This window comes from Aeromonas australiensis (genome assembly GCF_000819725.1).
GTDB classification, from domain to species: Bacteria; Pseudomonadota; Gammaproteobacteria; order Enterobacterales; family Aeromonadaceae; genus Aeromonas; species Aeromonas australiensis.
In genome coordinates this window covers 1-21,602 of sequence record NZ_CDDH01000076.1, presented here as the reverse complement: position 1 = coordinate 21,602, position 21,602 = coordinate 1, and the positions used below count along the sequence as shown (strand labels likewise).

General features: G+C 59.4%; 17 protein-coding genes. 1 reads left to right on the top strand and 16 read right to left on the bottom strand.

Features of this window, described 5'->3' with window-relative positions:
• Positions 1-54: 54 nt before the first annotated feature.
• The gene (purL, locus tag BN1117_RS14205; protein ID WP_040098393.1) at positions 55-3,975 is read right to left on the bottom strand and encodes a phosphoribosylformylglycinamidine synthase; all 3,921 of its coding nucleotides are present in this window, start codon (positions 3,973-3,975) and stop codon (positions 55-57) included.
• Between the two features lie 150 nt (positions 3,976-4,125).
• Here purL and mltF point away from each other — a divergent pair, with 150 nt between their 5' ends.
• The gene (mltF, locus tag BN1117_RS14200) at positions 4,126-5,610 is read left to right on the top strand and encodes a membrane-bound lytic murein transglycosylase MltF (protein WP_040098392.1); all 1,485 of its coding nucleotides are present in this window, start codon (positions 4,126-4,128) and stop codon (positions 5,608-5,610) included.
• A gap of 377 nt (positions 5,611-5,987) precedes the next feature.
• Here mltF and BN1117_RS14195 read toward each other — a convergent pair whose 3' ends face one another.
• From BN1117_RS14195 to hscB, 15 genes are all read right to left on the bottom strand, one after another.
• Positions 5,988-6,212 (bottom strand): zinc ribbon domain-containing protein, encoded by a 225-nt coding sequence (locus tag BN1117_RS14195; RefSeq protein WP_040098390.1) that lies wholly within the window; start codon positions 6,210-6,212, stop codon positions 5,988-5,990.
• A gap of 124 nt (positions 6,213-6,336) precedes the next feature.
• On the bottom strand, positions 6,337-7,833 hold the full coding sequence (gene der, locus BN1117_RS14190) for a ribosome biogenesis GTPase Der (RefSeq protein WP_040098388.1): 1,497 nt from the start codon (positions 7,831-7,833) through the stop codon (positions 6,337-6,339).
• Between the two features lie 74 nt (positions 7,834-7,907).
• A complete protein-coding gene (bamB, locus tag BN1117_RS14185; RefSeq protein WP_040098387.1) occupies positions 7,908-9,092 on the bottom strand; it encodes an outer membrane protein assembly factor BamB in 1,185 nt (394 codons plus the stop codon).
• Positions 9,085-9,735: a YfgM family protein gene (locus BN1117_RS14180; RefSeq protein WP_040098385.1), complete on the bottom strand. Its 651-nt coding sequence runs from the start codon at positions 9,733-9,735 to the stop codon at positions 9,085-9,087. Before BN1117_RS14180 ends, bamB begins: the two co-directional genes overlap by 8 nt.
• Positions 9,736-9,738: 3 nt before the next feature.
• A complete protein-coding gene (gene hisS, locus BN1117_RS14175) occupies positions 9,739-11,016 on the bottom strand; it encodes a histidine--tRNA ligase (protein ID WP_040098383.1) in 1,278 nt (425 codons plus the stop codon).
• A gap of 138 nt (positions 11,017-11,154) precedes the next feature.
• Positions 11,155-12,270 (bottom strand): flavodoxin-dependent (E)-4-hydroxy-3-methylbut-2-enyl-diphosphate synthase, encoded by a 1,116-nt coding sequence (ispG, locus tag BN1117_RS14170; protein WP_040098380.1) that lies wholly within the window; start codon positions 12,268-12,270, stop codon positions 11,155-11,157.
• Positions 12,271-12,280: 10 nt separating this feature from the next.
• Positions 12,281-13,213: a RodZ domain-containing protein gene (locus tag BN1117_RS14165; RefSeq protein ID WP_040098378.1), complete on the bottom strand. Its 933-nt coding sequence runs from the start codon at positions 13,211-13,213 to the stop codon at positions 12,281-12,283.
• On the bottom strand, positions 13,203-13,994 hold the full coding sequence (gene tapF / locus BN1117_RS14160) for a PilW family type IVa pilus biogenesis/stability lipoprotein TapF (protein ID WP_156129998.1): 792 nt from the start codon (positions 13,992-13,994) through the stop codon (positions 13,203-13,205). The genes BN1117_RS14165 and tapF overlap by 11 nt, the downstream gene beginning before the upstream one ends.
• An 11-nt stretch (positions 13,995-14,005) precedes the next feature.
• Positions 14,006-15,109: a dual-specificity RNA methyltransferase RlmN gene (rlmN, locus tag BN1117_RS14155; protein ID WP_033136073.1), complete on the bottom strand. Its 1,104-nt coding sequence runs from the start codon at positions 15,107-15,109 to the stop codon at positions 14,006-14,008.
• 167 nt (positions 15,110-15,276) lie between these two features.
• Positions 15,277-15,705, bottom strand: coding sequence for a nucleoside-diphosphate kinase (ndk, locus tag BN1117_RS14150; RefSeq protein WP_005333805.1), 429 nt, complete (start codon positions 15,703-15,705; stop codon positions 15,277-15,279).
• A 267-nt stretch (positions 15,706-15,972) separates the two neighbouring features.
• The gene (pepB, locus tag BN1117_RS14145) at positions 15,973-17,256 is read right to left on the bottom strand and encodes an aminopeptidase PepB (RefSeq protein WP_040098374.1); all 1,284 of its coding nucleotides are present in this window, start codon (positions 17,254-17,256) and stop codon (positions 15,973-15,975) included.
• Entirely contained in the window at positions 17,253-18,557 is a 1,305-nt protein-coding gene (gene pepB, locus BN1117_RS14140) for an aminopeptidase PepB (protein WP_040098372.1), read from the bottom strand. Before pepB (BN1117_RS14140) ends, pepB (BN1117_RS14145) begins: the two co-directional genes overlap by 4 nt.
• Positions 18,558-18,730: 173 nt before the next feature.
• Positions 18,731-19,069, bottom strand: a complete 339-nt coding sequence (fdx, locus tag BN1117_RS14135; protein ID WP_040098370.1) for an ISC system 2Fe-2S type ferredoxin — start codon at positions 19,067-19,069, stop codon at positions 18,731-18,733.
• A gap of 1 nt (position 19,070) precedes the next feature.
• The gene (gene hscA / locus BN1117_RS14130; protein WP_040098368.1) at positions 19,071-20,918 is read right to left on the bottom strand and encodes a Fe-S protein assembly chaperone HscA; all 1,848 of its coding nucleotides are present in this window, start codon (positions 20,916-20,918) and stop codon (positions 19,071-19,073) included.
• Positions 20,919-20,946: 28 nt separating this feature from the next.
• Positions 20,947-21,465 (bottom strand): co-chaperone HscB, encoded by a 519-nt coding sequence (gene hscB / locus BN1117_RS14125; protein ID WP_040098366.1) that lies wholly within the window; start codon positions 21,463-21,465, stop codon positions 20,947-20,949.
• Between the last annotated feature and the right edge of the window lie 137 nt (positions 21,466-21,602).

Here is a 21,602-nt window from a genome sequence, read left to right as displayed (position 1 = left end):
AAAAAAACCGGCCAAGTGGCCGGTTTCTGTTGTTACGCGCTGGCGCTGTCTCTATTAACCCAGACGGACCCGGGCGTTGCGGAACATCCGCATCCAGGCGCCATCTTCGCCCCAGTTGTCAGGGTGCCAGGAGTTGGCCACGGTGCGGAACACCCGCTCCGGGTGCGGCATCATGATGGTGGCGCGGCCATCGGTGGTGGTCACGGCGGTGATGCCGTCCGGCGAGCCGTTCGGGTTGGCCGGGTACTGCTCGGTCACGCTGCCGCGGTTATCGACAAAGCGCAGCCCCACCAGCCCGCTGGTTTGCAGTGCGTTCAAGTGAGCGGCATCGCGCACCTCAACACGTCCTTCCCCGTGGGAAACGGCAATCGGCATCACGGAGCCTGCCATGCCCGCGAAGAAGGCGGACGGGGAGTCCTGTACCTCAACCAGACTGAAGCGGGCCTCGAAGCGCTCGGAGCGGTTACGCACAAAGCGCGGCCAGAGATCGGCACCCGGGATGAGATCCCGCAGGTTGGACATCATCTGGCAACCGTTGCAGACACCCAGAGAGAGGGTATCGCCGCGCTCGAAGAAGCGCTGGAACTGCTCGCGGGCGTTGTCGTTGAACAAGATGGACTTGGCCCAGCCTTCCCCCGCCCCCAGCACATCGCCGTAGGAGAAGCCGCCACAGGCCACCAGGGTCTGGAACGTCTCCAGCTTGATACGTCCTTCGAGAATGTCACTCATATGGACATCCACCGCGGCGAAACCGGCACGATCGAACGCCGCCGCCATCTCCACGTGGGAGTTAACTCCCTGCTCGCGCAGCACTGCCAGACGGGGGGAGACACCGCGGGCAATATAGGGCGCAGCCACATCCTCGGCCGGGTTGAAGCTGAGCTTGGCCTGCAGACCCGGATCGGTGGCGTCCTGACGAGCCGCGTGCTCACTATCCGCGCACTCGGGGTTGTCGCGCAGGCGCTGCATCTGCCAGCTGGTCTCGCCCCAGATGGTGCGAAGCGCGGTACGGCTGGCGCGATAGACCTCCTGACCGGCACGCTTGAAGGTGATGAGATCCCCTTCGCGCACCGTACCGAGCACATGGGAGCAGGCCGCCAGGCCGTGACCGGCCAGCAGGGTCAGCACTGCCTCTTTGTCTTCGCGGCGCACCTGAATGACGGCGCCCAGCTCTTCGTTGAACAGCGCCGGCAGCAGCTCGCCGCCAATGCGATCGAGCTGGATGTCGAGGCCGCAGTGGCCGGCAAACGCCATTTCGGTCAGGGTGACGAACAGGCCACCGTCAGAGCGGTCGTGGTAGGCGATCAGCTTGCGATCGGCCACCAGCGCCTGAATGGCGTTGAAGAAGCCTTTGAGCTGGACCGGATTGTCGAGATCCGGCGCCTTGTCGCCCAGTTGGCGATAGACCTGCGCCAGCGCCGAAGCGCCGAGGCGCTGCTTGCCGTTGCCAAGGTCGACGAGAATAAGGTCGGTTTCACCGAGATCGCTGCGCAGCTGCGGGGTGACGGTGTTGCGCACATCCTCGACCCGGGCAAAAGCGGAGATGAGCAGGGAGAGCGGCGAGGTGACGCTGTGCTCCTTGCCATCCTGCTGCCAGCGGGTCTTCATGGACATGGAGTCCTTGCCCACCGGAATGGTGATACCCAAGGCCGGGCAGAGCTCCTCACCTACCGCTTTGACCGCCTCATAGAGCCCGGCATCTTCACCCGGGTGACCGGCAGCGGCCATCCAGTTGGCGGAGAGCTTGACCCGCTTCAGCGACCCGATGTGGGCCGGCGCCAGGTTGGTGAGCGCTTCCGCCACCGCCATGCGAGCGGAGGCGGCGTGGGAGAGCAGCGCCACCGGGGTGCGCTCGCCCATCGACATGGCTTCACCATGATAGCTGTCGTAGGTGGCAGCGGTGACGGCGCAATCGGCCACCGGGATCTGCCAGGGGCCGACCATCTGGTCGCGGTTGACCAAGCCGGTCACGCTGCGATCGCCGATGGTGATAAGGAAGGACTTCTCCGCCACGGTCGGCAGGCGCAGAACTCGCTCTGCCGCGTCACTCAAGGTGATGCCATCGAGCTGGAGCGCTTTGCCTTGCGCTGACAGGGTCACCACGTCGCGGTGCATCTTGGGGGTCTTGCCCAGCAACACATCCAGCGGCAGATCGATGGGCTGATTGTCAAAGTGACTGTCAGAGAGGGTCAGATGCTTCTCTTCGGTCGCGGTACCGATCACAGCATAGGGTGCACGCTCACGCTCGCACAGGGCCTTGAACAGCGGCAGCTTCTCTTTAGCAACCGCCAGCACGTAACGCTCCTGGGATTCGTTGCACCAGATCTCCAGCGGGCTCATGCCCGGCTCGTCGTTCGGAATGGCGCGCAGATCGAAACGACCGCCACGCTCACCGTCGCTCACCAGCTCCGGCATGGCGTTGGAGAGACCACCGGCGCCCACATCGTGGATAAAGACGATGGGGTTGTCGTCACCCAGCTGCCAGCAGCGGTCGATCACCTCCTGGCAGCGACGCTCCATCTCCGGGTTGTCGCGCTGCACCGAGGCAAAGTCGAGATCTTCGGCCGATTGGCCGGAGGCCATGGAGGATGCTGCACCGCCGCCCAGACCGATGTTCATCGCCGGGCCGCCCAGTACGATGAGCGCCGCGCCGACCGGGATCTCCCCTTTCTGGACATGTTCGGTGCGGATGTTGCCGATGCCGCCTGCCAGCATGATGGGTTTGTGGTAGCCACGCACCTCGACGCCGTTGTGGCTAGGCACCTCCTCTTCGAAGGTACGGAAGTAGCCGAGAATGGCCGGACGACCGAACTCGTTGTTAAACGCGGCGCCGCCGAGCGGCCCCTCCTGCATGATGTCGAAGGCGCTGACAATGCGGCTCGGCTTGCCGAAATCCTGCTCCCAGGGCTGCTCGAAACCGGGGATGCGCAGGTTGGAGACGGAGAAGCCCACCAGACCCGCTTTGGGCTTGGCACCACGACCGGTGGCACCCTCGTCGCGGATCTCGCCGCCGGAGCCGGTGGCTGCGCCCGGGAAGGGGGAGATGGCAGTCGGGTGGTTGTGGGTCTCCACCTTCATCAGGATGTCGACCTGTTCCTGATGATACTGGTATTCGCCGTTGGCCGGGCTCGGGAAGAAGCGACCACCCTGGCTCCCTTCCATCACGGCGGCGTTGTCTTTATAGGCAGAGAGGACATGATCCGGCGTCTGCTCGAAAGTGTTCTTGATCATCTTGAACAGCGACTTGGGCTGCTGTTCACCATCGATAGTCCAGTCGGCGTTGAAGATCTTGTGACGGCAGTGCTCGGAGTTCGCCTGGGCGAACATGTAGAGCTCGATGTCGTTGGGGTTGCGACCCAACTTGGTGAAGTTCTCCACCAGATAGTCGATTTCGTCGTCGGCCAGCGCCAGACCGAGCGCCACGTTGGCGTCGGCGAGGGCTGCGCGACCACCGCCCAGCACATCCACCTGGGTGAAGGGGCGTGGCTCGTGGTGAGCAAACAAGGCAGCAGCCTCGCTCATCTCGGCAAACACCACTTCCATCATCCGATCATGGAGCACGGCGGCAATGACGCTGCGCTGGGCGGCACTCAGCTCACCCTGCCCCTTGATGATCAGGTAATAGGCAATACCACGCTCCAGCCGCTTGATCTGTTTCAGGCCGCAGTTGTGGGCGATGTCGGTTGCTTTGGAAGACCAGGGGGAGATAGTGCCGGGGCGGGGGGTAACAAGAAACAGCTGACCGCTGGGGGTGTGTTCGGGGATGGTCGGGCCGTAGCGCAAGAGCTGGCCCAAGGTCGCTCGCTCGGGGGGCGACAGGGGGCTGGTCAGCTCGGCAAAGTGCACATACTCGGCATAGACATCCTCTATCTCTACTCCGCTCTCTACTCCACTCTCCTTCATCTGCGCGAAGCGTTGCAGCAGTTTTTGGACACGAAAATCAGACAGTGCTGGGGCACCACGCAAGATATCCATATGACCTTTCTCACCAAGTTTTAAAGTGGGGGGGGAATTGAGACGCGCGTATTATAGGGATCTGGCTCACAGCGGACAAACGTTTTTCTCACTTCGTGCAGTGTGACTCTGCGCACACTCTCTGGTATAAAGGTGCCTCTTTTTTGACAAATGCCGATTTTTTCAACAAAGGTACTCACCTACTTGCGCTGCATTTTTCGACTGTTTATCGGGCTGTTGTTGACGCTGACGCTGGTTGGCTGCGACTTCTATAGCCCCTCCAGCCAGCTGGAGCAGATCCGCCAACGCGGCGAGATCCGGGTTGGCTCCATCTATGGTCCCACCTCCTATTACCAGCGTGACGACCTCGCCCAGGGGTTCGATTACGAGCTGGCGCAAAATTATGCCGACTGGTTGGGGGTGACACTCACCATCATCCCGGTCGACACCACTGACCAACTGGTCGCCCTGCTGAAAAAGGGCAAAATCGATCTGGCGGCCGCCGCCATCATGGTCACCCCCGAGCGGCGCGAGCTGTTTCGCTTCGGCCCTGGCTTCTACCAGGTCTCCCCCAAGCTGGTCTACCGCAACGGCAAACCCAAGCCGGCCTCATTGAACGATATCAAGGGCAAGCTGGTGGTGGCCGCCGGCTCAACCGGAGAAGATCTACTCAAAGAGATAAGCAAGGAAAATCCCAAACTGACCTGGAGCACCAGCGACAACGCCGATGTGGAGGCGCTGCTCAAGCAGGTAGTAGATGGCAAGATTGACTACACGGTGGTACAGGATACTGTGCTGGCCCGTACCCAGCGCTACTACCCGGAGCTCACCGAGGGACTGACCCTCTCCAAGAATCAGACCGTAGCCTGGGCCATGAGCAAACTGCCCGACGACAGCCTCTATGCCAGCGTGATTGAGTTCTTCGGCCAACGCTTTATGGATGGGGCCATCGCCAAGCTCGACGAGAAGTATTTCGGTCATGTGCAGAACTTCGATTTTGTCGATACCCGCACCTTTCTCAAGCGAGCCAAGAGCCTGCTACCCAAATATCAGCCCCTGTTCCAGACCCACGCCAAGAACTTCGACTGGCGCCTGCTGGCTGCCATCAGCTATCAGGAGTCCCACTGGGATCCGGAAGCGCGCTCCTACACAGGGGTGCGCGGCATGATGATGCTGACCGAGCCCACCGCCAAGGCGGTCGGGGTCAACAACCGCTTGCACCCCGAGGAGAGTATCAAGGGGGGGGCCCTCTATCTGCAGCAGATGATGGAGAAGGTACCCGACTCGGTGCCTGAGGACGAAAAAGTGTGGTTTGCCCTCACCGCCTACAACATCGGTTACGGCCATATGATGGATGCCCGCCGCCTGACCAAACAGCTGGGCAAAAATCCCGATGCCTGGAGCGACGTCAAGGATGTACTACCACTGCTGCAACAGGCACGCTGGCATAGCAAGGTACGTTACGGCTATGCCCGTGGCAGCGAGGCACGCAATTATGTCAACAATGTGCGCCAGTACTACCAGAGCCTACTCTGGCTCGACAACGAGCAACAAAAAGCCCACCAGCGGGAGAGCCTCGACGACGACAGCGAAGCCGAGCTGACCGAGCGCCCCACCGCCATTGCCGAAATAGTCAAGCAGATCACCATGAGCTAAACAGTCATTATTTATTCGGCTGTTTTCACGCAAACTTCTCTGTTACCATCGATTCACATCGGAGCCTATCCGAAATCGCATTATTTTCATTATGTTGTGAGATTAAACAACAGCAATTTCGGATGGGCTCCATCAATGACCCAAGGCCGGGATGGCCACCTGAGTTGGGAGGAGACCAAGATGCAAAAACGTAGAAAAATCAGTCTGGTCAGAAAAGCGAAGTGCAGCTGGAGCCCCAGACGCAAACTCAAGCTTCATGACATCAAGCGCAACCTGTGGCGCAGAAATCGATCCTATACCCTGCTTATTGCAGAGCACACAGCATAAACCCGGCATTAGCCGGGTTTTTTTATCTTCTTTCTCACCTGAATACTGTCTTACACCAGCGCCACCTTGAACTGTACCGACCGCTTGGAGATCAGCGAGTTGCAGTGGTTGCAGAAGTAATCCACCGCGCCGCACGCCTTGAGACGCTCCAGCTCCTGTTGGCAGGTGGGGCAGATGGCCGTAACGTGAACGTTAGCCTGGCACTGACCACAGGTTTGCTCCTTGCTGCGGGTATCCAGTTCAGCCTGGCATGATGGACAAAGCAGGGCTTCCATTGTCGACTCCTCGAAAAGTGGATTTGCCATGGTCTTGTTCCATGGCAGATCCCCCTCCCCTAATTCCTCACCTTAACGTGGCGAGGATAACAAAGCGGCTGCCGGTGAGGGCAGCCGCAAGGACTTATTTCTTCTTCATTTTCAGCAGGCGTTTGCGCTGACGCTCCTGACTCAGGGTCATGGTGTTCTTCTTGCCTTCAAACGGGTTGACCGACTCCTGGAATTCGACCCGGATCGGCGAGCCCATGATCTTGAGGGACTTGCGGAAGTAGTTGATGAGGTAGCGCTTGTAGGAGTCCGGCAGGTCGTTCAGCTGGTTGCCGTGGATCACGATGCGCGGCGGGTTGTAGCCACCGGCGTGGGCATACTTGAGCTTGACGCGACGACCGTTGACCATCGGCGGCTGGTGATCTTCCTGCGCCATCTGCATGATGCGGGTCAGCATGGCCGTGCTGGTACGACGGGTGGCGGACTGGTAAGCCTCCTGAATGGATTCAAACAGGTGGCCGACACCGCTGCCGTGCAGGGCGGAGATGAAGTGGACGCGCGCGAAGTCGATGAAGCCCAAGCGACGATCCAGCTCGTTCTTCACATCCTCTTTCACCTTCTGATCCAGACCATCCCACTTGTTCACCACCAGCACCACGGAGCGGCCGGCGTGGAGCACATAGCCGAGGATGCTCAAGTCCTGATCGGTGATGGTCTCCTGGGCGTCGATCACCAGCAGGCAAACATTGGCATCTTCAATGGCTTTCAGGGTTTTGATAACGGAGAACTTCTCCACCGTCTCGTGCACCTTGCCACGACGACGCACACCGGCGGTATCGATAACCACATACTTCTGCTCGTCACGCTCCATCGGAATGTAGACGGAGTCACGAGTAGTGCCGGGCATGTCATAGACGATGACCCGATCCTCACCCAGCATACGGTTGGTCAGGGTAGATTTACCGACGTTGGGACGACCGACAATGGCAAACTTGATGGGCAGGTCAGCAAACGGCGTCTCTTTGGTGTCCTCTTTGGTATCGAGTTCACCGGCAGCCACCATGCGCAGCAGGGCTTCTTCGTCGAACTCCTCCTCTTCTTCATCCTGCGCATCTTCATCGGTAGCGACGTCAACCAGGGTCTCCAGATGGGGAGCCAGGGCCAGTTCCAGCAGGCTCAGCACGCCACGACCGTGGGCGGCCGCGATCTGATAGACCTCGCCCAGCGCCAGACCGTAGAACTCGGAGACCGCGGAATCACCGTCGATACCGTCGGTCTTGTTGGCCACCAGAAATACCTTCTTGTGGGCCTTGCGCAAGTGCTCGGCGATGGCTTGATCCGCCGCGGTCAGACCGGCACGGGCATCCACCATAAACAGCACAACATCCGCTTCTTCGATGGCCAGCAGGGATTGCTCGGCCATCTTCAGCTCGATCCCCTCTTCGGTGCCATCGATACCACCGGTATCGACCACGATAAATTCCAGCTCGCCCAACTTCGCCTGACCGTATTTACGGTCCCGGGTCAGACCGGGAAAATCGGCAACCAGGGCATCCCGAGTTCGGGTCAAGCGGTTAAACAGGGTGGATTTCCCCACGTTGGGGCGGCCCACCAGGGCTACTACAGGAGTCATAAAAGCCTCATTCTCAAGACGACAAAGGCTCCGGGTCCGAAGACCAGGAGCCGGATATTCACATTATCGGACGATCAAGGACGCTTGAGTGCGTACAACTTACCGCCACGGCTCTGCACATAGAGGGTCTCGTCATCCACCAGCGGGGCGGCATAGAGACCACTGCTATCGAGCTGCTGCATCGCCTTGATGGACCCATCGGTACGATCAAGCCAATACAGGTATCCTTCCACATCCCCCACCACCACATAGTCACCAAAGATGACAGGTGCAGTAACGGTACGATTCTCCAGCTGGGTGTTGGACCACAGCTCCAGACCATTGCGACGGTCGATGGCAAACAGATGGCTGCGGCTGTCGGTCAGCACGATGGCATTACCGCTTATCGCCAGATCGCGATAGCCGGAATACTTGCGCTTCCACACTTCGTCACCGGTCATCAGCTTACGCGCCATCAACTGACCGTTATAAGCGATGGCATAGAGCTCATCACCAGCAATCAGCGGGCTGGCATCAACGTCAACCATGCGGTCCAGTTCGGTTGCACCGCGCGGATCAGCCACCTTGGACTGACGGACCGGCTGGCCATTGCCGAGCAAGGCGATACCCACCTTGCCATCGGCACGGCCGTAAATCACGGCGCCGTTGGTGATCACCGGTGCACCGGCACTGCGCAAGGTCAACGGAGGCTGCTCTTCGGCGAGGGTCCACTGCATCTTGCCTTCGTCAGTGTCGAGGGCGATCAGGCGACCGGAGGTGGTCAACACCACTACGCGGCCATCTTCCACCGCGGGGCTCGCCACCACTTCGCCGGGCACCTTGGTCTGCCACAGCACTTCACCGTTCTCTTCGTTCAGGGCGTAGACCACCCCGTTCTCGGAGCCGAGGAACAACTTGCCATAACGGGAGACCAGACCACCGGAGAGACGAGCACTGCGTTTGTCGGCGTTGACCGGCAAATCGGCCAGATCGACATGCCACAACCGCTTGCCACTGGCACGGTCAAAAGCACGGACATCGCCATCACGAGCGGCCGCGTAAATGCGATCCTCTTCCACCACCGGCTTGAGCTGGGAGTAGAAATCACCGATACCACCGCCCACAGTGGATGACCATGCGGTGTCGGCAGTGAAGGCAGATTCAACCTTGGGCAGCGGCGCCATCGGGTTGAGATCCTCTTCCGAACTGAACAGGGAGCACCCCTGCAACGCGAAGGAGACCGCAGCCCCCAGCGCCACCATTTTGAATAGATTACGCATCCGGCGCCTCACCAGTCGCAACGGCCGGCAGGGCCAGATCGTCCATTTTCAGCTTGAGCTCGGCGCTACCCTGCAGGCCGCCGGCATCCGCCGCCGCCTGATAGGCGTCGCGAGCCTCTTCAATCTTGCCCTGCTTTTGCAGCACATCACCACGGGCTTCAGCGACCTGCGCCTTGAAGGCCTCATTCTGGATAGTCGCCAGCTTGGCCAGCGCTTCATCTGCCTTGCCCTGATCATTCAGCACACGGGCCAGACGCAACGCCGCGATGGGACGAATGCTCTCGTCACCCGTGGTCGCCACCAGATCCAGCTGCTCGGCAGCCAGATCCAGTTTGCCCGCCTTGACGGCAGCAGCAGCCAGTTGCAACGCGGCCAGTTCGCCGTAGGCGTCGCCCTTATTGGCGGTGACAAACTGCTGTGCCTGCTCGAAACCGGCGGCATCGCCCTTGACCAGTTGCTCAATCACCTGATTGTAAGCCGCGGAGGAGGCCTCCATGGTCTCTTGCTGGTGCTGGTTGTAATAGCGCCAGCCGAACAGACCGACCAGACCGATCACGGTCCCGGCAATCACCGAGGTTCCGTTCTCTTTCCACCACTCCTTGATAACCTCAACCTGTTGTTCTTCGGTGGTATAGACTTCCACAGCTTACTCTCCTTTGGCTGCCAGCAGGGCAATGGCGGCGTCAACCTTGACGGTCTGTTGCTCGGCCTGACCACGCAGATATTTGATAGTGATCTCCCCGTTTTGCACCTCGGTTTCACCAAGGATCAGGGCGATTGCCGCGCCGCTCTTGTCGGCACGTTTGAGTTGTTTCTTGAAGTTGCCACCACCGCAGTGGCTCATCAGGCGCAGGTCCGGCAGGGTATCGCGCAGCCGCTCGGCCAGCTGGAAGCCAGCCTGTTCGGTCCCCTCGCCCACCATCGCCAGATAAACATCCACCGCCGGGCGGATATCGGCGTTGAGCTCGAGGGTCTCCAGCATCAGCACCAGACGCTCCATGCCCATGGCAAAGCCCACGGCCGGGGTCGGTTGACCGCCCAACTGCTCCACCAGACCATCGTAGCGGCCACCGGCACAGACGGTGCCCTGGGCACCCAGACTGCTGGTGACCCACTCGAACACGGTCAGGTTGTAGTAGTCAAGACCACGTACCAGACGCTCGTTCACTTCGTATTTGATACCGGCGGACTCGAGCAGGCGCTTGAGCCCCTCGAAGTGGGCCAGGCTCTCTTCGCCCAGATGGTCGAACAGACGCGGGGCACCGACCAGAATGGTTTGTACCTTTTCATCCTTGGAGTCGAGCACCCGCAGCGGGTTGCTGTACATGCGGCGCTGGCTCTCTTCGTCCAGCTGATCTTTGTACTGCTCCAGATAGGCCACCAGCGCATCGCGGTAAGCGGCACGTTCGCTGCTCTGGCCCAGGGTGTTGAGCTGCAGGGTGACATGCTCGCTGATGCCGAACAGACGCCACAGACGGTGGGTTAGCATGATCAGTTCAGCGTCAATATCCGGCCCGTTGATACCGAACAGCTCGACCCCAAACTGGTGGAACTGGCGGTAACGGCCCTTCTGGGGACGCTCGTGACGGAACATGGGGCCCATGTACCACATCCGGCGTTCCTGGTTATAGAGCAGACCGTGTTCGATACCGGCACGGACGCAGCTGGCGGTCCCTTCCGGACGCAGACTCAGGCTGTCGCCGTTGCGATCTTCAAAGGTGTACATCTCTTTTTCGACCACGTCGGTCACTTCACCGATGGCGCGCTTGAACAGATGAGTCTGTTCTACGATGGGCATGCGCACCTCGCTGTAGCCATAACTGGCGACGACCTGGCGCAGGATCTGTTCAACCTTCTGCCATACCGGGCTCTGCTCCGGCAGGCAATCATTCATACCGCGAATAGCTTGGATCTGTTTTGCCACGTTGATACTCGAGAAAAAGAGGTAAAATTTGGCCGCATTATAGGGATTTTCCCCCCCAAGGTAAAATCAGGGAGTCCGGATACGGGATTTAAAATCAGTCACCTGGAAAAAGGGCCACCCGATGTGGCCCAGATTTGCTCAATCCTTGTCCATCAGGATCCGGTTGGCGGGATCCAGCATGGCTGCCCGGGCGCGAATGCGTCGCTCCAGTACCGGAACCAGATCCTTGTTGTCGAGCCGATCGACCCGCTGGCCCCCTTCATAGAAGGCACTCTTGTTGGCGGCACCCGCCAGCCCAAGGTCGGAGACCAGCGCTTCGCCCGGGCCATTGACCACACAACCTATGATGGAGACATCCATCGGGGTGATGATGTCTTCGAGCCGCTCTTCCAGTGCGTTGACGGTAGCGATCACATCGAACTCCTGCCGTGAGCAGGATGGGCAAGCGATAAAGTTGATGCCACGGGAGCGAATGCGCAGGGATTTGAGGATATCGAAACCGACTTTCACCTCCTCCACCGGATCCGCCGCCAGCGAGATACGCAGGGTATCGCCGATGCCGTCAGTGAGCAGCATCCCCAGACCGATGGCAGACTTCACCGCGCCGGCACGGAAACCGCCTGCTTCGGTGATGCCAAGGTGCAGCGGCTGTTCAATCTGCTTGGCCAGCAGGCGATAGGCACCGACTGCCAGGAACACATCGGAGGCCTTAACGCTCACCTTGAAGTCCTGGAAGTCGAGCCGATCCAGGTAGTCCACGTGACGCATGGCGGACTCCACCAGCGCTTCGGGGGTCGGCTCGCCGTACTTCTCCTGAATATCCTTCTCCAGCGACCCGCCATTGACCCCGATACGGATCGGGATATTGAGGTCGCGCGCGCAATCGACCACCGCGCGAACACGTTGCTCGTTGCCGATGTTACCCGGGTTGATGCGCAGGCAGTCGGCACCGTACTCGGCCACTTTCAGGGCGATGCGATAGTCAAAATGGATATCGGCAACGATGGGAATGCGGGTCTGCTGTTTGATAAGCCGGAAGGCTTCTGCCGCTTCCATGGTAGGCACGGAAACACGGACGATATCGGCACCGACCCGCTCGATCCGCTGGATCTGCTCGACGGTGGCGGCAACATCTGTGGTCTTGGTGTTGGTCATGGTCTGTACGGTAATGGGGGCATCGCCCCCAACCGGTACATTACCGACCATGATCTGCCGTGATTTACGACGAATAATGGGAGATTCGTGTGCGGACATGACGAACAGATTACTCCTGCGGCAGTGAGAAGCGGGCAGTACGGCCGTTATTGTAACGGCTCATATCAAAGGACTTGCCCTTGTAGTCGAGCTTGACAGCCATCGGCGCGCCAATGATGAACTTCAGGGGCTCGGCGCCTTCCAGCACCAGCTCGTCATTTGCCTTCTTCAGACCACTGAACAGGGTCTTGCCGTTGGCATCCTTCACATCAAGCCAACAATCGGCGGTGAAGTTCATCTTCAGTTGCGGTGCCAGCGCCGGCTCGACGGCAGCCTGTTGGGAACCCGCTTCATTGGTAGTTGATGCCTCTGCATCGTTAGCCGCAGAAATCGGTGCCAGGGTAGCATTCGCCTCGGAAACCACCACAGGGGCACTCATCTCCGTGACGGCAGGTACAATGGCAGTGCCCTCATCCAGGTCGGCATTGATCACATCGGGTGGCGTTAGCCCAAGCTCCGCAGGGATAGGGCCTGATGCACTCATCTCGGTAGCGGCCAATGCCTCGTCTCCGGCGGAGCGACGAGAAGTACTCTGCCACCACCAGGCAACCGAGAGCGCAATCAACACCAGGATCACCAACCAGGTGACCACCTTGAGTCGATTGTCGTTGGCTTGCTGGCGAGAGCGACGGGAGAAGCTCTGCATGTCGATATTGTCGGGAGGGGTCAGACCCAGTTTATCGTAAGCGGCAAGAATGGTCTCTTCCGGGACACCTACCAACTTGGCATAGGTACGCAAATAGCCCCGAATAAAGGTATGGGACGTGTGCTTGTCGTAGGTATCCGATTCAATGGCAGCGATCAGGGTCAGACGAAGGTGAATGCGAGACGCAACCTGTTCTCGTGTCCAGCCAAGCTGTTCACGGGCGTTGCGCAGCAACTGGCCTGGACCTGTTGCCTGGGAGTCGTCTTGTTGGAAATCGTGTGGCTGTTCAGTAGTCATTGGCTAAATAACGCTTGGCTTGTTGCGAAGTGGGATATTGCCTTACCAGCGCAGTCCCGAATTGGTGAAGTAATGCCGGCTTGTCCATCGCCTGTGCCAGCTTCAGTCTCAACCAGAGACTCTCCTCATTCTCGTCTGCCACGTCGGCAAAACGGGCGAGGTAGGACTGCACATCAGACAGCTTGCCATCTTTCATGGAAAGCTCGGCCAAGTCCAGCAATAACCTTGGATTGCGGGGATTATACCCCAAGGCCAGGCGATAGTACTCGCCTGCTTTATCATTTCTGCCATTTTGCTGTGCACAAAGTGCCGCATTTTCATAGGTATTGGCGATTTTTACATAGCCAGGCTGCAGAACCGCCTGGTTGAACGCTTGATCAGCTTCATCATACCGGCCGCGATCACAGAGGAAGGCACCATAGTTGTTCATCGCGTCAGCATTGAACGGGGCCATAGCGAGGGCATTCTTGTAATGGGTCTCGGCAGCCTTGAAATCCCCTACCTGCTGGTAGAAGTAAGCAAAACCAATCTGAACCTGAGGATTGGAGGGATCATACTGGAGGGCGCGATCAAGATTGAACTTGGCCTGTTCGGCACTGCCCTGACGGAGGTACTGGATACCCAAGTCCAGGCGGGTTTGGGCCGCCGCCTTGAGATCAGGACCCACTTCACGCTGGGTCGAGTTCTGGCCAGCGTAAGTGGTCTCGGTAACACAACCTGGCAGCGCGCAGAGCGCTGCCACTACGATCAATGTACGTGTATCCATTCCCTGTCTATACAATGGCTTAGCATTTAAACCATTTTGACGGAAATCCCATCCTGTTGCATCCGATTTTTGATAGTTCGCTTGGTACGGTCAATCACGTCACCCACCAGCTGACCACAGGCGGCATCGATATCATCACCACGGGTCTTGCGGACAATCACGGTAAAACCGTACTCCATCAGCACCTTGGAGAAGCGATCGATACGGCTGTTGCTCGGCTTGCCGTAAGGGTTGCCCGGGAAGGGGTTGAACGGGATCAGGTTGATCTTGCTCGGGGTATCCTTGAGCACCTTGGCCAGCTCATGGGCATGCTGCATATCGTCATTGATATGATCGAGCAACACATATTCCACTGTCACCCGACCACCGTTGGCGTTTGACTTCTCGAGGTAACGACGGACACCGGCGAGGAACTCCTCGATGTTGTATTTGTCGTTGATCGGCATGATCTCCGAGCGCAGCTTGTCGTTCGGGGCGTGCAGGGAGATAGCCAGCGCCACGTCGATCTGGTCGCCCAACTTGTCCAGCGCCGGTACCACCCCAGAGGTGGAGATGGTCACCCGGCGCTTGGAGATGCCAAAGCCATAGTCATCCATCATCAGACGCATGGCGGGCACCACGTTAGCGAGGTTGAGCAGCGGCTCGCCCATCCCCATCATCACCACGTTGGTGATGGGACGCTTGCCACCGACCACGCGGGCCGCACGCCACACCTGACCGATGATCTCGGAGACTTTCAGATTGCGGTTGAAACCTTGCTGAGCCGTAGAGCAGAACTTGCACTCCAGCGCACAGCCAACTTGAGAGGAGACGCAGAGGGTCGCGCGGTCATCTTCCGGGATGTAGACGGTCTCTACTTCCTGATCACCCACCTGCAGGGCCCACTTGATGGTGCCATCGGCAGAGCGCTGCTCGCGGCTGATCTCGGGTGCCTTGATCTCGGCGATCGCCTTGAGGCGCTCTTTGAGCACCTTGTTGACGTTGGTCATCTGATCGAAATCATCACACCCAAAGTGATAGATCCACTTCATGACCTGATCTGCCCGGAATGGCTTCTCGCCCAGTTCGACGAAAAAGGCACGCATGGCATCCCGATCAAGATCCAGCAGGTTGATTTTTGTTTCGCTCATCAATGGCCTCAGTTCAAACACTTCATCAATTATTGGCTGACGACGTCAGGGGGCGGCATTGTACAAATAATGGGTCTGGCTTTCCACCTGGAGAATAGAGGGATATTGCGTAAACGGCGAAAACAACAAAGGGAGCCGAAGCTCCCTTGGGTCATCATCCACGTAAATCAGCCGCGCGGGCAGATCTCGTTGTCAGAGAAGAAGTAGGCAATTTCGCGGGCTGCGGATGCCGGTGCATCGGAGCCATGCACGGCGTTGCGATCGATGCTCTCGGCGTAGCAAGCACGCAAGGTGCCAGCCAGCGCCTCTTTCGGGTTGGTAGCCCCCATGATCTCGCGATTGCGACGGATGGCATCTTCCCCTTCCAGCACCTGCACCATAACAGGGCCAGAGGTCATGAAGCTGACCAGATTGTCATAAAAAGGTTTGCCCTGATGCTCGGCATAGAAACCGGCAGCCTGTTCACTGCTCATGTGCAGCATTTTGGATGCCACCACTTTCAAGCCTGCGCTTTCGAAACGGCTATAGATGGCACCGATCAGGTTCTTGCTGACAGCATCCGGTTTGACGATAGAGAAGGTACGTTCGATGGCCATTGATATCTTTCCTTAACTACAGAGATTTATTGTTAGAATCCATGTTCGCTGGCGATTATACGTAAACAAAAACCGAAAAAACACACAAAAAAGCAACTTTTTATTAAACATCACTCCCTTGCAATCAACATCCACACTCATCTTGACCGAGCAGAGCCGGAAAATATGTGCGTTTGCGCACAATAGTTAACTTAAGCCGCCAAAAGCCTATCTTTTGTTCACAATTCGACCAGCCTGAAAAAGGCACCCGAAGGTGCCTTGTCTCGCCTATTTGGCTTCCGCCAGCAGAGCCCGCGCTATGGTGCGCATCCCCAGGGTATTGGCTCCTGGCGCCCAAAGGGAATCGCCGTTGTCACTGAAGCAGGCAGCCAGATCGATATGCAGCCAGCCCATCCCTTCGTTGGCAACGAAACGGGAGAGGAAACCCGCCGCATTGGAGGCGCCACCCGGCCCGCCCCCCTTCACCGGACGGCTGTTGGCCGTGTCGGCGTAATGGGAGGGACACTGCTGGCGGTGCCAGGGCTCCAGCGGCAGCGGCCAGGCTGGCTCATGCTCGGCATCGGCATAGGTCATGGCCCGGCTTACCAGCCCTTTATCGAGGCCGAACAGGGCATTGTAGCGCCCACCCAGCGCCATCACGGCTGCGCCGGTCAGGGTCGCGGCATCGATGATCAGCGGTGCGCCGGACTCGCTCGCCAGTTGCAGGCCGTCGGCCAGCACCAGCCGCCCTTCGGCGTCGGTATTCACAATCTCGACCGTGGTACCGTTCTTGTAAGTGAGGATATCCCCCAGCTTGTAGGCATGGCCGGAGACCAGGTTCTCGGCGCAGCAGAGGATCAGCTTCACCCGCTTGTCGAGCCCGCGCAGCATGGCCAGCGCCAGCGCACCGGTGACAATCGCCGCGCCGCCCATGTCGCACTTCATGGTGAGCATCCCCTCAGAGCTCTTCATGGAGTAGCCACCGGAGTCAAAGGTGATCCCCTTGCCCACCAGCGCTGCCGCGACCGGCGCCTTGGGGTCACGCCCCGGGTTGAAGTCGAGCTCCAGCAATACCGGCTCGCGCGCACTGCCGCGGCCCACTTGGTAAAGGCCGACCCAGCCCGCCTGTTGCAGCGCTTCGCCTTTTAAAATGCGATGACTCACCTTGTCCGGCGCCAGCTCGGTAATAAAGGAGGCTGCTTCCACCGCCAGCTCCAGCGGGCCCAGCTGCTCCGGGGTGGCATTGGTCATCTCGCGCACCCAGCGGCCGCAGAGCCAGCGTGCTTCCAGCTCCTCTCTGTCCTCTTCCGATGACATGGCCCACTGCAGTTGCACCTCAGCCTTGGGGGTTTGCAGCCCTTGGGCAAAAGCCCACTGCTGTTCACGCTCCCAGTGACCAGCCAGGGTCACTTTCTGGATCCCCTGCTGGCAGAGGCGACGGGCCGCCTGCTGGATATCGAGCAGCGGACTGGCCGTCACCAGATGGATCACCATGCCGTCGGCACGGTGGGAGAGCAGCGCCCCCTCCCCCCACTCGGCCGGTGCAAATTCACGACTTAACCAGATAATCATGCGGTCACCTCCTGCAGCCAGCGTGCGATGGTGCGCAGACCGTGGCCCTTGGCACCGGTCGCCCAGAGATCGTTGCCCGATTTCTGATAGGACGCCGCCAGATCCAGGTGCACCCAGCCCTTGCCCTCGTCACGCACGAAGCGGGAAAGGAACGCAGCAGCCGTGGTGGCACCGGCCGTGCCTTCGGCTGAGGCGACGTTGCCCAGATCGGCAAAAGCCGAGGTGAGCTGGCTGGCATGCCAGGGCTCAAGCGGCAACGCCCACGCCTGTTCATTTTCCACCTTGGCGGCGGCCAGTGCGCGCTGCTGTTCGGTCTCATCGAGAGCAAACACCGCATTGTAATCGCGCCCCAGCGCCATCTTGGCGGCACCGGTCAAGGTGGCTGCGTCAAGGATATAAGCCGCACCACTGTCGGAGGCCGCCATCAAGCCATCGGCTAGCACCAGACGACCTTCCGCATCGGTGTTCTGGATCTCGACCGAAACCCCGTTTTTGTAGGTGAGGATGTCGCCCAGCTTGAAGGCGTGGCCGGAGACCAGGTTCTCGGCGCAGCAGAGAATGAGCTTCACCCGCTGGTTCAAACCACGGCTGATAGCCAGTGCCAGCGCGCCGGTCACCATGGCCGCGCCGCCCATGTCGGATTTCATCGGCAGCATGTTGTCAGAGGACTTCATGGAGTAGCCACCGGAGTCGAAAGTGATCCCCTTGCCCACCAGCGCCGCCACCACGGGCGCATTGCGATCCCCGGTCGGGTTGTAGTCGAGCTCCAGCAGCACAGGCTCGCGCTCGCTGCCACGGCCAACCGACCAGATCCCGATATGGCCGGACTCGCGCAGCGCTTCACCGGCGGTGATGCGAGCAGTAACCTGATCCCCGGCCAGACCACGAATGAGCAACAGGGCCGATTCCGCCAGACTCATGGGGTAGATCTCTTCCGGACAGCCATTGGTGATGTCACGTACCCAGCGAGCCGCCTTGAGCAGCGCATCCAGTTCACGGGCATCCCCGTCGCTCTGCTGGCCGAAATCCACTGCACGCGCTCCCTTGGCGGCGTAGAACCCCTGGGCGAACGCGTAGCGACGCTCCAGATCCCAGTCTTCACCGACCAGCGTCACCCGCTTGATCCCGCTCGATTCAAGACGACGGGCGGCGCGCTGAACAGTGCGCAGCACATCCTTCTCCTGATCGGCGGCACCAAGATGGATCAGTGCCTCGTCGCCATTGAAACTGAGCTGTGCGCCCTCGCCCCAATAGGCGGCCGCAGCCTGGGTGGATAACGCTACCTTCATCATGTCAGCCATCGTGTTTGCTTCCTTTTTACTGGCACTATGTATAAGCACTCTTTATGGGAAAGAGCTTATTGGCAAAGAGAGAATAACGAATACAAAAAAGGCCGTGCCCCCGAGGGTCACGGCCTTCCACCATATCACTGAAGCACCACAGGATGCTGCAGGTGCAATTCACTCATGTGTAATTAATGGCGTTCAGAGGCAAGGTTCAGGGTGTACTTGGGCAGTTCCACCACCAGATCCTCGTCCGCCAGTTTTGCCTGGCAGCTGAGGCGCGATTCCGGCTCCAGTCCCCACGCCTTGTCCAGCATGTCGTCTTCCAGCTCATCACTTGGCTCGAGCGAGTCAAAGCCCTCGCGTACCACGCAGTGGCAGGTGGTACAGGCACAGGATTTCTCGCAGGCGTGCTCGATCTCGATACCATTGCGCAGCGCCACATCCAGAATGGTCTCACCGCTTTGCCCCTCGAGGGCGGCACCATCCGGACAGAGCTCGGGGTGGGGAAGAATAATCAGTTTTGGCATATTACACCTTGTTGACGTTTTGTCCGGTCAGCACCTTGCGGATGGAAGCATCCATCCGGCGGGCTGCAAACTCGCCACTGACAGCATCTGCCGCCTCAATGGCTTCTTTGATTTGATGGGTTGCACCGCTGTTGCGCATGGTCAGCAGATGGGCGATGGCGGCATCAATCTCGGCACGCTCGGCCGCATTGAGCAGGGCATCGCCATCGGCGGCCAGCGCCGCATTGAGACTCTCGACCACCCGGTCGGCTTCAACCTGCTGCTCGGCCAGCATGCGGGCATCCATATCCTGCTGGGCGTTCTCGATGGAGGCGCTCAACATGTTGAGGATATCCTGCTCCGCCAGCCCGTAGGAGGGCTTGACCTGGATCTCGGCCTGCACGCCGGAGGATTTCTCCATGGCGCTGACCGAGAGCAGACCATCCGCATCCACCTGGAAGGTGACCCGAATATGGGCGGCACCGGCGGCCATCGGCGGAATACCGGTCAGGGTAAAGCGGGCCAGGGAGCGGCAATCGGCCACCAGCTCGCGCTCACCCTGTACCACATGGATCGCCATGGCAGTCTGGCCATCCTTAAAGGTGGTGAACTCCTGGGCGCGGGCCACCGGAATGGTGGTGTTGCGCGGGATCACCTTCTCGGCGAGGCCACCCATGGTCTCCAGACCCAGTGACAGGGGGATAACGTCCAGCAGCAGCATTTCGGCATCGGGCTTGTTGCCCACCAGAATGTCTGCCTGGATGGCGGCGCCGATGGCAACCACCTTGTCCGGATCGATGCTGGTCAGCGGCGTGCGCTGGAAGAACTCGCCCACCCGTTCGCGCACCAAGGGCACCCGTGTGGAGCCACCGACCATCACCACTTCCAGCACTTCCACCTGCTCAAGGCCCGCATCGCGCAGGGCGCGGCGACAAGCCAGCAAGGTACGTTTCACCAGCGGGGTGATGAGTTCATCAAACTGACTGCGGCTCACTGAACCCTGCCAGCCGGCAAAGGTGCAAGCGACCTGCTCGGCATCGGTCAGGCCGTGTTTGACGGCAGCGGCCACATCCAGCAGCTCGCGCTGCAGATGGGCATCCAGCTCGCCGGTCAAACCGGCTTGCTCCTTGATCCAGTCCGCCAGCAGATGATCGAAATCATCGCCACCGAGGGCAGAATCACCGCCGGTCGCCATCACTTCAAACACACCGCGATGCAGACGCAGAATGGAGATATCGAAGGTACCGCCCCCCAGATCGTATACCGCGATCACCCCCTCCTGACCGGAGTCAAGGCCATAGGCGATCGCGGCCGCGGTCGGCTCGTTGAGCAGGCGCAGCACGTGCAGACCGGCCAGACGGGCGGCATCCTTGGTGCCCTGACGCTGGGCATCGTCGAAATAGGCGGGCACGGTAATGACCACGCCGTCGAGATCGCCCCCGAGAGTCTGGGCGCCACGCTCGGCCAGCTTTTTGAGAATTTCGGCCGAAACCTGCACCGGATTGACCAGCCCCTGACGGGTTTGCAGTTGCGGCATGCCATTGTCGGCGGCAACAAACTGGTAAGGCTGCTGGCGGGTATCGATATCGGCCAGCGCCTTGCCCATCATCCGTTTGACCGAGACGATGGTGTTGTGAGGATCGAGTGCCGCTTCGCGCTTGGCATCAATTCCGACTCGAATGGCGTCGCTTTGATAGTGCACCACAGACGGGAGCAGGTCGCGCCCTTGCTCATCGCAAAGGGTATCGGCGTGACCGCTGCGAACCGCAGCGACGAGAGAATTGGTGGTGCCGAGATCGATGCCGACGGCACGTTTGTGCTGATGAGGAACAGCGCTCTGGCCGGGTTCGGCGATTTGCAGTAATGCCATGGGTAATGAAACTTCCAGCGTTAAAGGATCAAGACTCGAGAAGCGAGTCTTCGAATCGTTCCAGCTCTTCGAGGAGCTTGTCGACAAACTTGAGTTTGCGAACGCAATCAGCGGCAACGAGATCTTTACCGGCGGCAAGAGACTCGGTCAGCTGCTGCATCAACATCTGGTGATCATGCCTGATCTCGCTGCGAAAATCCTTGATGGCGCGCTCAGGGTCAGCGTCATCTTTCAGATCGGCCAGACGCTCGCGCCACTCCAGCTGCTGCATCAGAAATGCGGTATCTTGCAGAGTCTGCTGTTCACCACGGAGCTCGGTGCCACGCAGGGAGAGCAGATATTCGGCACGGCGCAGCGGCGCCTTGAGGGTGGTGAATGCTTCGTTGATCTGGGCGGCACGTTGCACCGCAGCCAGTTGCTCCCGTTCGGGGGCTGTGGCAAAACGATCAGGATGGAATTGGGTTTGCAGCTGGCGGTAGGTATCAGCCAACTGACGGGTATCGAGCTCGAAGCCTTCAACCAGCCCAAACAGCTCGAAATGATTCATGCAAACCTCTTGGAAACGTTCGCCACACCCTCACTCGCCCCTGGCAAATGAGATGTAGTTGAACCGGTCATGGGCGACCCGTTCAACCACAGACGAAGGATCATTGACGTCAAACATCTCAGACACTGAAGCTTTCG